Annotated in this window: 13 protein-coding genes and 1 riboswitch; of the genes, 7 read left to right on the top strand and 6 right to left on the bottom strand. The window is 47.5% G+C overall.

What is annotated here, in order from left to right:
- The first annotated feature begins 132 nt into the window (after positions 1-132).
- Positions 133-930: a DUF4397 domain-containing protein gene (locus GVY43_RS03985; RefSeq protein ID WP_012726359.1), complete on the top strand. Its 798-nt coding sequence runs from the start codon at positions 133-135 to the stop codon at positions 928-930.
- A complete protein-coding gene (locus GVY43_RS03980; protein ID WP_236548921.1) occupies positions 875-1,519 on the top strand; it encodes a class F sortase in 645 nt (214 codons plus the stop codon). The genes GVY43_RS03985 and GVY43_RS03980 overlap by 56 nt, the downstream gene beginning before the upstream one ends.
- 87 nt (positions 1,520-1,606) lie before the next feature.
- Here the strand turns inward: GVY43_RS03980 and GVY43_RS03975 are convergent, their stop codons facing one another.
- Complete coding sequence (locus GVY43_RS03975) at positions 1,607-2,044, bottom strand: MarR family winged helix-turn-helix transcriptional regulator (RefSeq protein ID WP_012726357.1); 438 nt, start codon at positions 2,042-2,044, stop codon at positions 1,607-1,609.
- An 88-nt stretch (positions 2,045-2,132) separates the two neighbouring features.
- Positions 2,133-3,191, bottom strand: a complete 1,059-nt coding sequence (locus GVY43_RS03970; protein ID WP_224861169.1) for a GTP pyrophosphokinase family protein — start codon at positions 3,189-3,191, stop codon at positions 2,133-2,135.
- A gap of 96 nt (positions 3,192-3,287) precedes the next feature.
- Here GVY43_RS03970 and GVY43_RS03965 point away from each other — a divergent pair, with 96 nt between their 5' ends.
- Positions 3,288-3,512, top strand: coding sequence for a hypothetical protein (locus GVY43_RS03965; protein WP_159562341.1), 225 nt, complete (start codon positions 3,288-3,290; stop codon positions 3,510-3,512).
- Positions 3,513-3,591: 79 nt separating this feature from the next.
- The gene (locus GVY43_RS03960) at positions 3,592-3,912 is read left to right on the top strand and encodes a general stress protein (protein ID WP_031423645.1); all 321 of its coding nucleotides are present in this window, start codon (positions 3,592-3,594) and stop codon (positions 3,910-3,912) included.
- A gap of 29 nt (positions 3,913-3,941) precedes the next feature.
- Here GVY43_RS03960 and GVY43_RS03955 read toward each other — a convergent pair whose 3' ends face one another.
- A complete protein-coding gene (locus tag GVY43_RS03955; protein ID WP_159562340.1) occupies positions 3,942-4,979 on the bottom strand; it encodes an SDR family oxidoreductase in 1,038 nt (345 codons plus the stop codon).
- Between the two features lie 189 nt (positions 4,980-5,168).
- Here GVY43_RS03955 and GVY43_RS03950 point away from each other — a divergent pair, with 189 nt between their 5' ends.
- The gene (locus GVY43_RS03950; protein ID WP_047795294.1) at positions 5,169-6,464 is read left to right on the top strand and encodes a glutamine synthetase family protein; all 1,296 of its coding nucleotides are present in this window, start codon (positions 5,169-5,171) and stop codon (positions 6,462-6,464) included.
- A gap of 42 nt (positions 6,465-6,506) precedes the next feature.
- On the opposite strand, the gene GVY43_RS03945 is transcribed toward GVY43_RS03950, so the two are convergent.
- The 3 genes from GVY43_RS03945 to GVY43_RS03935 form a co-directional block, all read right to left on the bottom strand.
- On the bottom strand, positions 6,507-8,000 hold the full coding sequence (locus tag GVY43_RS03945; RefSeq protein WP_159562339.1) for a peptide MFS transporter: 1,494 nt from the start codon (positions 7,998-8,000) through the stop codon (positions 6,507-6,509).
- Between the two features lie 143 nt (positions 8,001-8,143).
- Positions 8,144-9,388, bottom strand: coding sequence for an MFS transporter (locus tag GVY43_RS03940; protein ID WP_031423648.1), 1,245 nt, complete (start codon positions 9,386-9,388; stop codon positions 8,144-8,146).
- Positions 9,389-9,656: 268 nt separating this feature from the next.
- Positions 9,657-10,757, bottom strand: a complete 1,101-nt coding sequence (locus GVY43_RS03935; protein WP_159562338.1) for an AI-2E family transporter — start codon at positions 10,755-10,757, stop codon at positions 9,657-9,659.
- Between the two features lie 158 nt (positions 10,758-10,915).
- Positions 10,916-11,015: riboswitch (SAM riboswitch) on the top strand.
- 78 nt (positions 11,016-11,093) lie between these two features.
- Here GVY43_RS03935 and GVY43_RS03930 point away from each other — a divergent pair.
- The gene (locus GVY43_RS03930) at positions 11,094-12,269 is read left to right on the top strand and encodes an aminotransferase class I/II-fold pyridoxal phosphate-dependent enzyme (protein ID WP_159562337.1); all 1,176 of its coding nucleotides are present in this window, start codon (positions 11,094-11,096) and stop codon (positions 12,267-12,269) included.
- Complete coding sequence (locus GVY43_RS03925) at positions 12,266-13,282, top strand: iron-containing alcohol dehydrogenase (protein WP_159562336.1); 1,017 nt, start codon at positions 12,266-12,268, stop codon at positions 13,280-13,282. Before GVY43_RS03930 ends, GVY43_RS03925 begins: the two co-directional genes overlap by 4 nt.
- Positions 13,283-13,289 lie beyond the last annotated feature (7 nt).

The following is a 13,289-nucleotide window of genomic DNA, read 5'->3' as shown; positions in this document are numbered from 1 at the left end:
TTGTCGGATTGTCTTAAGTTTAAGATGTCACCGAGCTACATAGCAATCAGATGTAGCACACCATGTAGCACTGCATCACATTTGTTGTATGCAAGTCGTGGGTTACCAAAGATCAAAAGGAGGAAATTTCACATGAAGAAGTTGATGTCTTTACTGGGTACTCTAGCACTGGCTTTCGCTTTCGTCTTACCGGTTAGCGCGGATGGACATGAAAATGCGATGGTCCGTGTGCTACATGCTTCACCTGATGCACCGGCAGTTGACGTGTACGTGGATGGGGAAGTCGCGGTCGAGGGAGCAGAATTCAAGGATCTCACAGACTACTTGACACTTCCTGCAGGGGATTACAACGTTGAAATCAAGCCGGCAGGTGACGCTGAAACAGTCGTCGTCGCAGCAGACCTCTCAATCGAGGCAGGCAAGTTCTATACAGCCGCTGCGATCGGTCAACTTGAAAACATCGAAATCGCTGCAATGGAAGACGATGCAAACTTTGAAGATGGTAAATCTAAAGTTCGTGTCGCTCACTTCGCACCAGATGCACCAGCGGTTGATGTCGCACCTAAAGGTGGCGACCCACTCTTCTCAAACCTCGAGTTCAAAGCAGTAAGTGATTACGGCACACTCGATGCTGGAACGTATGACCTTGAAGTACGCCCGGCTGGAGCGACTGACGTCGTCAAAGCACTTGACGGTGTCGCACTCGAAGGTGGCAAAAACTATACAGCATTCGCAATCGGACTCCTTGAAGGAGAACCAGCGTTTGAAGTCCTTCTCGCCGCTGATGGTGGGGAAATGGCGATGGCTCCTGAAACAGGACAAGGTGGTCTTGCTCAAACAGCTTCAATGAACTGGTTGCTCGCAGCAGCAGTGGTTGGAGCGGCAGCAGCTGGATTCTACGTCTTTCGTCGTCAGAAGCAAGACGCTTAAACTGATTTTCTTAGGAACAATCACATTTCTCGTATGGAGCGCTCAAGCGGAAGCTCCTGACAAACCGTTCGTGATGCCAACGGCTGAATTTGCCGAACCGCAGGTCTTGACCTCGAAGCAGGTAGATCGACAAACGTTTCATTCGAACAGTTTCGTCCCTGCCCAGCTGATCATTCCTTCAATCGATGTTGATACATCGATTGAAGCGGTCGGGAAGGATGAGGCCGGAAGAATGGACACACCGTCTGACGTGAATCAAGTCGGTTGGTATCAATACGGAGCCAAAGCAGGCGCAACGGGGAATGTCGTCCTATCGGGTCATCTAGATGATCTGAATGGTCCAGCTATCTTTGCGAATCTGGATCAACTTCCGATCGGAGAACTGGTGACGCTCCAGCGGAAAGACCAAGTCGCAACGTATGAAGTGGTCAGTGTGAAACAGTATCGCCTCGACCAAGTGCCGCTCGCTTCCATTTTTGCGGCGACTCAGTCAAAGCGTATTCAATTGATCACTTGTGCAGGACCGTATGACGAGAATCTTGGGTATCGGGACCGGATCGTGGTCACGGCACACCTGATTGAAACGTAAAGATGAAGAGATGCTGACCGATGGGTCGCATCTCTTTTTTTCGCAAAAAATAGCCCTTCACCGTTAAGATGAAGGGCTATATTCGGATTAAGCATCCATACGATCTAATAATTTTGAGAGTAAAATGAGTTCATCATCTGAAAAATCAGTGAAGACATCCATCAAATATTCAATCTTCATGCTCTCTAACGTCTCAAACAACTCACGACCTTCATCCGTTGCCTGAAGTTCAACGACACGGCGGTCACGCTCGCTGCGTTCGCGAGAGATCAACCCTTTTTTCGTCAACTCATCGGCAAGCGCAGTGATCATCGAAGCTGAAAATTGAAACTCATTTGACAGAGCAGAGGCGATTTGAGGACTCTGTTGACAAAGAGAACGTAGAATGAAGAATTCATTGCGGGTTAAATACTGTGAGAACATCGAACGGAGATTTTTTTTCACTCCACGATAGTTCATCCGGATACCACGTTCAGCGTCTGCAACGAGCTGTCGACGTGAAGCGGTCTGTACGGGTGTTGTCATCCTCGAAACTACCTCCTGGCGATAATATTATTCATATATACTTCAGAACATAGAAACATTCTACATTAAAAACATGTTGTCTGTAAAGTTATAGGGGCTCGTCTTTTGCCCGAATTTGCTGAATGATGTCTTCATAATGTTTCAAGTCCGGATAGAACCGTCTAAAGAAAAATTCAATCTGCGGATCGTCGCCTTCCGCTAACAATTTAGCGAGAACGGCATAGACGACCCCCATGCCTTGTCTCGGTAACAGAGAAGATGGCAACAAGGTTGCGCATTGGACGGCTTGAGTATAGTAAGTCGAAAGTGTGTCATTCAAATCTTTGAACGTACGGATATCGGCGTAATGGAACATTCTCGTCAACTCGACGATGGCAGAGAGGTCCGTCTCGAGTAGCCATTCGCTCTGGAAGATCGCGTTGTCTAGTTTCTCGACCGTTTGATCATTTGCAATATAATAGTTGAGATTATCTCGGGTAATGGCCACTTTTTCAGGAGAGTCAAGAATCTGTTCGACCGTTTCTTGTTCGAATGTTCGCAACTGTTTTCGAATGTTCACGAACTCGGAGTCGGCAATCTCCAATAGACCAGCGACCCGGCTGAAACTTCTTTTGATTTCAGGAGGAACGGCATTCGGATTTTTGTAACCGAGGTCGTGTTCAATCTCGGCCCATGCGTGTTGTAGGATCGAGCGGACTTGAATTTCCGCCTCTTTTTCTGCAAAACGGCGATATTCACCGAGAGCAAGTCGCTTCTCACTTAATTCCACGACATAATGGACAGACAGATATCCGAACTCATTGGAGTCGAGCAACGTCGACTTATCGATGGACTGTTCACGGTCGATAGTGAATTCATCTTCTAAAATTTGCGCAACGGTGCGTACGTCGTCATGAAAGTATGTCACGATCCGTATCCCGGCCAAGTCTTGTACGTCACGTAAGGAACGATATTGATAAGGCTTGCGTGAGAGTTTGGCATATAGACTGTCCGCTTCTTTGGCACGGGCGACGATTGAATGGAACTGGATGCCGGCTTCTGTCAACAATTCACTGAGGAGCGCTTTCAGCTTTGTGGCAAACGCTTCATAATCTTCTTTCTCGTTCAAATATTCAAGCATGATCGTATTCAAGTCTTGTTTTGGCACAGAACTCACTCCTTTTCTCTATCCATAGTATAGCATCACATGTCAGAAACGATATGATAGCATGTATAAGGAGTGAAATAGAAAGAGGTGGGATGGATGCATACATTCCGTTCAGGTGAGAGAGAAAAAATCGAGATTATCGCCGGATTGTTACAACAAGCTGGATATCGCATATCTCGTATCCGCACTGTCGATTCCCAGTTCGTGGTGACCGCTCGATTAGAGGGTAGGACTCAAAGGGAAGGGGAGCACGATCGAATCGAGGGAATCGTGCATCATTTCGACATCGAAGAATGGATCACGAACGAAGAAATGGATTGATTGTATGTTTATCACCTCATTTTTCGGGAATAACAAAAACAGTGAATTACATGACTGTGAACGTTTAGGAGGATGGGGCATGTTAGAGACAAGAGTAGTGAATGATATGACGACGGTGGACCATGAAGTAAATGAGATGGTGTCAGGCGGATGTGTGAACGAGCACATCTACTTGTTCGCCAAAGATGAGGAATTGACCGTTCGATTGGCAGCAGAGGCTGGTGTACAACCATACCGAATCCCAGAGAAAGGGATGTTCGAGTCGTTGCTTTCCAAATTCACGAGCAATTCAGAAGATCGCATGGAACAGATGGAGAGTCTTGGACTCACAAAAGAGATGGTAGATTCACTCGAACGTGAAATCAAAGGCGGTAAAATCGTACTTGTTTGCGATAAATAAAAAATGGACCGGAAAAATCGGTCCATTTTTTATTTTGCTTTGTAATAGGCATTCACGATGCGACGTAACGATTGATGATCGAGACGGAGCGGAGCGAATCCGGCATCCTGAAGCAATTGTTTCGTGTTGTCGTCACGGAATCTAATGTCCCGATTCAAATACGGATTAAATACTTTTACCATATCATTGAACGACTGTTCGACTGAGCTTAGTGTCGATGTGGGCGTTTCCGTGATCGTTAAATGCGGGAATGCTAGGGACTCTTTCATATAGTCGAGCATTGTTTCATTTTTTGGAGGTGCGTCGTTCGTCACGTTATAGATTGTACCCGCCTTCGCGTGCTCGATGGCAGCGAGTAGTACATCCGCTACATAATCGACAGGGACAAGGTTAGAAGTGCCCGTCGCAGAGCCGATCAATCGAATCGATTCGAAGTCATGGCCACGACGTTCCAGTTTCCGTTTGAATAGCTCGAGCGCGCGCATGTATCCATACATCGTAAACTTCGAGTCGGCCTCTCCCGTCTTCGAGTCTCCGACGATGATGGCCGGTCGGAAGATTGAGACGTCAAGCTCATCCCGTGACTCCCAGACCGCCTGCTCGGCGTGTGCCTTGCTCTCTTCATAAGGATTTAAAAAAGACTGAGACACATCGTACAGTGTTTCCCCGCCAACTTCTTTAGCGCCGAGCGTGTAAGCCGTACTCACATGGAAAAAGCGATGGCAGTCAATTAACTTAGTTAATCGAAGGGCCTCTTTCGTTCCGGTTAAATTGGTCTCGAACAATTCATCACGTAATTCTTCATCGAATTTGACGAGTGCAGCCATGTGTAGAAATAAATCAATTTTCCCTTTATGTGTCTCGATGAACTCTTCATTGGCCCCGAGCGCATGTGACGTCAAGTCGCCTGGTAACACTTCAATCGACTTTTGTTCTTCAGCGGTGAATTGTGCCTGTACCTTCTCCGGTGTTCGCGCCAACATACAGACGCGATGCCCCCGTTGAATCAATTCTTTGGCGAGTCGCCCTCCTAAAAATCCGGTTCCACCAGTCATAAAAATATACAATCGCGTTCTCCCTCTCTGTGACATTCTTTACCCATCATATCAACTCTTGTCGCATGTAGCCACTTTGCCTTTCCTGAAATTCCATGTTTAGAAAAAATCGAACTCGGTTATGAACTATAGAGAAGCGTACGAACGGTGCGTAAAGACAGCTTGCCTGTCAAATCCATTGAAGTGAGGTTTTAACGAATCATGGCAAATCTATTCGGAACAGACAAGGATGACGCAAAAAAGAAGCAACAAGATATTGAGAAAACGGTACAAGAGAAAAACATCACCCAAATCCATCTATATTTCTCAGATGTTCTCGGTGATTTAAAACTCTTGACGCTTTCGGCAAAATTGTTGCCTGAAGTCTTTGAGGGAAAAACGATGTTTGACGGTTCTTCAATCAACGGGTTCTCTTCCATCAAAAACTCAGACTTATTCTTGAGACCGGATTTAGATCGTCCACGGTATGAGCAAGACGGCGAGGAAAATATTTTGGCATTCTTCTGTGACGTATGCACTCCGGAGGGAGAGCGATATGAATACGACCCACGTAATGTATTGAAGGATGCACTTGAACGTGCAGCACGTGATGGCTACTCGGTATTCGTCGGGGCAGAGCCGGAATTCTTCATCTTTGACGAGAACGGAGAATTTTATGACGAGGCCGGATATTTCTCGACACGTTCAGAGGATAAAGGATATGAAGTGCGACAGCACATCGCGAACCGTCTAAGTGGTGTCGGGTTCAACATTGAGGCTGTTCACCATGAAGTCGCTCCTGCGCAACATGAGATTGGCATCAAGTACGATGACGCACTCCATACAGCGGATAACATTCAGTTCTTTAAAGAAATCGTCAAGATTGCGGCGAAGGAGAAAGGGGCATCCGTCTCATTCTTGCCAAAACCGTTGCGTGATGTGAACGGTTCTGGAATGCACTTGAACATCTCTGTCTGGAAGAATGATGAGTCCGGAAATCCGACGACCAACGCGTTCGACGAAGTCGATGCGGATTACGGATTGTCGAAAACGGCGCGTCATTTCATCGAGGGAATCTTGAAGCATGCCCGTGCCACAGCAATCTTCACGAATCCACTACCTGAATCATACGAACGTCTCGTTCCTGGATTCGAGGCACCTGTCAATATATGCTGGAGCCCATCGAACCGCAGTTCGATGATTCGAATTCCAGCTTCCCGTGGAAGTGCGACTCGTGTAGAGGTCCGAAACCCTGATCCGAGTGCGAACCCATATTTGGCACTTGCCGCGCTCATTTATGCCGGACTTGAAGGAATCGAGCAACAGCTCGTTCCGTCTTCTCCGAACGAGGACGACTTGTTCGAGTATTCAGCGAAGCAAATCGAGAGCCAAGGCATCGCATCACTGCCTGCGACATTCCATGAATCGATTCAGTCACTGAAACAAGACAACTTCCATGACTACTTTAACCACAATATGATCGATCGCTACTTGTCACTCATTCAAGTGCGAAAATAAAAATGACGCCAGCCGATTGAATCGGCTGGCGTTTTTTGATGATTAATGGATACCACGCATATACACTTTGATTTTCGGTGCAAGTGCGAACAGAATCAAGCTTAAGATGATGGCGACGCCACCAATCACGCCGAAGTAGAGCATCTCGTTCTCAGGTGTGTAGAACTTGACCAGCTGTGCGTTGATCCCTTGCGCCGCAGCGTTCGATAAGAACCAGAGCGACATCGTTTGAGCGGAGAAGGCAGCTGGTGCGAGTTTAGTCGTAGCCGACAACCCGACCGGTGACAAACTTAGTTCTCCCAGAACGACGATGAAATAACTTAAGACGAGCCAGAGTGGGCTGACGAGGGCATCCGGACCACTGAAGTATGCTGGGAGCAGGATGACCAAGAAACTGATTCCGGCAAATAAGATCCCGAAAGCAAACTTCGTCGGAATGCTCGGTTCGCGGTCACCAAGTCGGACCCATAACCAAGCGAAGATCGGTGCCAGTAAGATGATGAACAGTGGGTTCAGTGATTGGAACCATGCTGGTGACAACGTGAATCCAAAGAACTCTAAGTCAGTCCGTGTATCAGCATAGCTCGCCAAAATCGTTGCACCCTGCTCTTGGATCGCCCAGAACATGACGGAGGCGATGAAGAGCGGAATGTAGGCAATGATTCGCGAGCGCTCGACCTCAGTCGTTTTCGGACTGCGATACATGATGATGAAGTAAATCGTCGGGATCGCAATACCGAACACCCCGACGAGTGAGATGAACGTATTGATCGTGAACCATCCGAGTGGAATCAAAATTGCAAGCAAAATGGCAATTCCGATGGTGACAATGCTGACGATTTTTATCGTTTTCTTTTTCTCATCAGGCGTCAACGGATTCGGTACATACGAACCAGCTAAGCCGAGGTTCGTTTTTCGTGTCAATACGAAGACGACGAGTCCAACGAACATCCCGATTGCCGCGAGCGCAAAGCCCCAGTGGAATCCATAGTCTTTTTGCACTTGACCGACGATGAGTGGTGAAATGAACGCACCCAAGTTGATACCCATGTAGAAGATACTGAATCCAGCGTCACGACGGCGATCCGTCTCGCTGTACATGTCTCCGACGATACTTGATACGTTTGGTTTCAATAATCCGGTACCAATGACGATCAACGCCATCGAGATGAACAAGAAGACGACACTACCTGGAATCGAGAGGACGATGTGTCCGAGCATGATGAACACACCACCGTAGAATACCGCGCGAGACGTCCCGAAAATCCGGTCTGCAAGCCATCCCCCAATGACCCCAGACATATAAACGAGCGCGCCATAGACGGACATGATTGAGAGTGCGACGTTTCGGTCTAGACCGAGTCCTCCCTCAGAGACTTCATAGTACATATAGAATACGAGGATGGCCCGCATGCCATAGTACGAGAAACGTTCCCAAAACTCAGTGAAGAATAAAGTGAACAACCCTTTCGGTTGTCCGAAGAAGCCTTTTTGTGGAACACTGTCCACGATTGTCTGTTTATCGATCCTTTCCATGAAAGATCCCTCCTTAACCGTTTTATCATAAAAAGGATTATTATGATTGTAAAGTGAATTGAATGATAATTTCAAATTTTAATAAAGATGAAAAGAATGAAAAGACCACACTTCCGAAATCAGAGAGTGTGGTCAATGAGCGGTTAAGCCGTCTTTTGCTTTGCTTCCGTCGCTTGGACATGACGTCCGAGCTGCCAATAGATGATGCCTGATAAACAACTCGCTCCACCGATGAGGATCAAAGCGATGTGTCCGGCACGATTGTCAAAAAAGACACTTGCGATGATTGGTGCCGTGACACCGCCGATCAGCCATTGGATACTCGCTGCACCGTTATAGGCACCACGCATATTCTCCGGTGCGATCAAGGCGATGAATGTCTGCTGAACAGGGGACATGATCATCTCACCTAACGTATAAAACGCATATACGGCGAGTAAGATCCCGACGAGTGGCACGTAAGGGGTATCGAGTGCGAACAAGGCTCTAGGCACAATCGCAAGCAAGATCATACCGATACCAAATACGGTCGCTCCTGCTAACATGACCTTACCGAACGGCTTGTTCCCGAGTTTTGAAGCAATCGGGAACTGGAAAAGAACTACCATGATTCCATTCAGTGCTAACAGATACGGGAATGGGTTCTGTTGTGCGGTATACGTCGGGAGCGATTCTTTTAAAAAGAGTGGTAGCATGCTCTCGACGACGGAGAATCCCATTGATATGAATATACCCGCAAAGATGAAGACGAGAAACACGCGATCGTTATAAAAGACGCGCAACACTTCCCGGTTGCTTGGAGTCTCATCTTCCGTAAACTCGGGCAACGACTCATGTATGAACGTGCCGAGCGCAATCGCATATAGTCCAAAGACGAATGCCGCCGCAAAGAAGATGAGTTCGCGGTCGATGAACAGCACCGCACTACCAAGAAGTGGACCGAATGCAGCGCCGATGTTATGTCCCATCCGTAAAAGTCCGAACGCTTCGTTCATATGCTCTGGCTCCGTGACATCGGCGACCATCGCGCTTGCGGCAGGGTGGAAGAGCGAGTTCGTCAGTCCGAGCATCGCGTTCAATAAAAGAAGCGGCCAGAACGAGTCGGCGAACGCAAATCCGATGAGGGCAAGTGCGTCCCCAATGATTGCGATCATCATGATTGGTTTTCGACCATACAGGTCTGCTAGACGTCCTCCGATCATCGAACCGAGGAGCGCCATGATTGGGCCAGTCGCCATGATGATTCCGACTTGAAGGTAGCTATCTAACTGGTCACTATAGTAGAGAACAAGGAATGGGGCAATCATGAACATCATAATTCCCGTAATCGTTTCCCCTAAAAAACGAATCCAAATGTTGCGGTCGAGCCGCTTGAGTGATTGAAACATACAGGTCACCTGCTTTATTTAATTTTAGACACAAAAGGGACGTCATATGCATGAAGGCATACGACGTCCCACGTTGTTTATGCATGCCTCGATAGGCAGGCGTCTTAGATATGAATCAATCGAAGAGGTGCCTGCCAATCAGTATGAACTTGAGTGAATGGTTTCGAAGATACTACTGACATGGGAACCTCTCCTTTCTGTTAATTGTGTTCTTCTCCTCAACTGTATGACACATTTCCTCAATGTGTCAACAAATTTATGAGGTGAATCAAAGTAATTCGTTTAGATTTTTTCGGTTCAGTCGATAATCGATGAGACGAGACAAGACGACTTGAATCATGGCCGTGATCGGCACGCTCACGAACATCCCGATGAGGCCGAACAGGCTTCCTCCGATGATAATCGATGTGATGACCCAAAATGGTGTGATGCCGACACTATCTCCGAGAATCTTCGGTCCGAGCCACAATCCGTCAAACTGCTGTAACAAGAATATGAACAAGAGTACCAATACGGCGGTGAACGGATCATAGAAATAGGTGATGATAAACGCTGGGATCATCCCGAGTAGCGGTCCGACGTAGGGGATGAAGTTTAAGACGCCGACGATGACTCCGAGAAGTAGGGCATATGGGGCCCCAATGATCAAGAGTCCAATGACTGCTAGCACTCCAATGATCAGACAGTCGAGTGACTTTCCGATAATATATCGTTTGAAGATATAATCCATCTCTTGAAAAATGTCGATTGTCGTCTTTGCAGTGCCGACAGGTAAAAGCGCATAGAGAAGACGCTTGAACATACGGGCAAAGACTTCTTTGTCCTTTAAGAGATAGATGGAGATCACAATTCCGATCAAGAAGTTAATCAGGGTCATCGTGAAGCTGGAGACGTAACTGACGGATGAAAGTACAGCCGTCTCGACCCAACCCGAGTATCGTGCTTCGAATTGAGCAAAATCAATTGCTTTGGCGATGGTCGCGTTATAATCTTTCAAATAATTGTTCACTTCTCCAAGAAATGCATCAATTTGTCGAATGTAGACCGGTAGTTCTTCAATCAACGATGCGAGACTTGAGTAAATCCGCGGGAACAACGTAACGACCGAAATCGCCAAGAGGCCGATGAACGTGATATAGACGATGAGTAATCCTTGATACCGTTTCAAATGGAACCGTTCTTCAATGTAAGAGAGTACGGTATTGAGTAACAAGGCGATGGCAATCCCCATGATGATGGGGGTCAGTAACTGAAACGTGTATTGTAAGACACGTGAGATGGTATCTGGTTCACTGATGACACGCCATAAGACGAGTAAAATCAGTCCGATTACACTCAGTTTCCAAATAAGTTGACGATTAAGCTCCAATGCTCTATCCCCTCATACAAATATAATTTTTCTACTCTTTTACTATGAATGTTTTTTGAAAAGGATTCAATAGATGTTCACCTTGAAAAAAATGTTTGACACCGTTGGGAATGTCTGGTTAACTTAGGGACATACAAAAATTACATAACGAATGACACTTTCTATCAAGAGAAGCGGAGGGACTGGCCCGATGAAGCTTCAGCAACAGATTGCAAAATACTGTGCTAATTCCAGCAAGGTGACCTTGAGAGATGGAAAGGTGGTTGACTACATACGTCTGTATCGAGCACCCCTTTCCTCAGAAAGGGGTGTTTTTTCGTATTAGGAGGATCCATCATGGCAGACAGACGTTCCAAGTTATTAAAATCGTTACCGACACAACACTTTGTCGGATTAGCAGAAGAAGTCGCGGCAGTCGAGGCGAGTGGCAAGACCGTCATCCGACTCGGACAAGGCACACCCGACTTACCGACACCAGCTCCAATTTGTGAAGCGCTTGAACGAGCATTGACAGACCCGACGACCCATCAATACGGACCGTTCCGAGGACAGACTCGACTAAAAGAAGCCGTGGCCGCATTCTATCAACGTGAATACGGAGTCGACCTCGACCCAGCAAAAGAAGTGGCGATTTTGATTGGCAGCAAATCGGGTCTCATCACTTTGCCTCAGTGTCTTCTTGAGCCGGGTGAAGGCATCTTGCTCCCGAACCCTGGCTATCCCGATTATATCTCGGGAGCGCGTCTCGCCGGAGCGGACATCATCGATTTGACGTTGAAGGAAGAGCACGGCTATCTCCCAGATTACGCAACGCTCGATCCGCTTCATGCACGACTTATGTATTTGAACTACCCGAGCAATCCGACCGGCGCTGTCGCGACGCCAGCCTTCTTTGAGGAGACGGTTGAATTCGCCACAAACCATAATCTGATGGTCGTACATGACTTCGCCTATGGAAGTATTGGCTTTGATGGGCATGTCCCGCCAAGTTTTCTCCAAGCCGAAGGGGCGAAAGAAATTGGGATTGAGGTATATACGATGTCGAAGGCGTTCAACATGTCGGGATGGCGTGTCGCGTTCGCAGTCGGGAACGCAGATATCATCGAGGCGATCAATACGTACCAAGATCATGTTCACGTATCCGTGTTCTCTGCCATTCAAGAGGCGGCCATCGTGGCGTTAGAATCGCCGCGTGACTTACGTGACAATCTAGCCTCACTTTACGAAACAAGACGAAACCGATTGATTGACGGGTTACGCCGGGCAGGGTGGGAGATTGAGGCACCGAAAGGTTCTTTCTTTGTATGGGCGAGAGTACCTGAAGGCGATGCAAAATCATTCTCGACGAAGTTACTTCAAGAGGCTGGCGTCGCCGTCACACCGGGCTACTTCTTTGGAACGGAGGGGGAGCACCACATCCGGTTTGGCCTCGTATCATCTGAACAGAAGATTGATGAAGCGGTAGAACGGATTGAAAGACTGTTTGCAGCCTACGAGGAGGTCCATCAATGATTCGACAAGCGGTGCTGGAATACGACCATTCGAACGATGCACTCAATAAACTTTATTCTTTGATTGGGAATCGGGAGGCACTCGTTTTGAAAGGAATTAACGGATACGATGAAGCGGTTCGCGTGTCCCCTCGTCTAGCAGAAGTTCCGAGTGTACGATTCAACGGGGAATGTTCAGACGAAGAATTCAAACGATTAAAAGCGTATCGACCTGACGTATGGATTGCCGTCGGTGGCGGTAAATTGATTGATACGGCGAAGCGGATTGCATTTACCCAGTTGGTCCCGCTCATCGTCATTCCGACACTTGTGTCAAACTGTGCCGCCTTCACCCCGCTCAGCGTGATCTATGGAGAAGACGGTACATATTTACGATATGATACGTTCCCCGTCGTCATCGAGCGCGTCATCGTGGACACACGATTGTTACGCGACTCACCTTATGACTATTTCAGAGCCGGTGTGATTGATACGGTCGCGAAGTGGTTCGAAGCCCGATATATTAGCGGAACAACATCAAGGGACGCAGGGATTCAGTCGGGGCTTTCGCTTGCGGCACAGTGTGGAGCGTTGATGGATTTGTCCATTCGTGAAGATGACTTCCGCCGTTATGACACGGACATCCGATATATCGTTGATCATGTCCTCGCCATCGGAGGTGCCGTCGGTGGGTTCGGCGATGCCGGCACTCGTGTCGCCGTCGCCCATGCAGTGCATAATGCGCTCAGTCGTTTTGATTCGACGCATCACTGGTTGCACGGGGATAAAGTAGGCTTTGGGCTGATCGTTCAAGAACGATTGGCTTCATCCAAAGACGCCTCATTCCTCGAGAATTGGCTACACGCCATCGCCGCTCCAACGTCACTCGAACAACTTGGCATTCGCTTTGATCAAGTCGATGAATTGGTCGACTATGTCATCGAAGAAATGTCGATTCAAGGCATACGCAAAATCGAAGATGCTGGACGATTAAAAGATTTTTTCAGAAATCTTCAAGAAATGGTTTACAAATAATTCTTTT

This window comes from Exiguobacterium sp. 8H (assembly GCF_902506255.1).
Taxonomy (GTDB): domain Bacteria; phylum Bacillota; class Bacilli; order Exiguobacteriales; family Exiguobacteriaceae; genus Exiguobacterium; species Exiguobacterium profundum.
The sequence above is the reverse complement of the archived record's forward strand: the minus strand, read 5'-3'. Positions and strand labels throughout refer to the sequence as shown.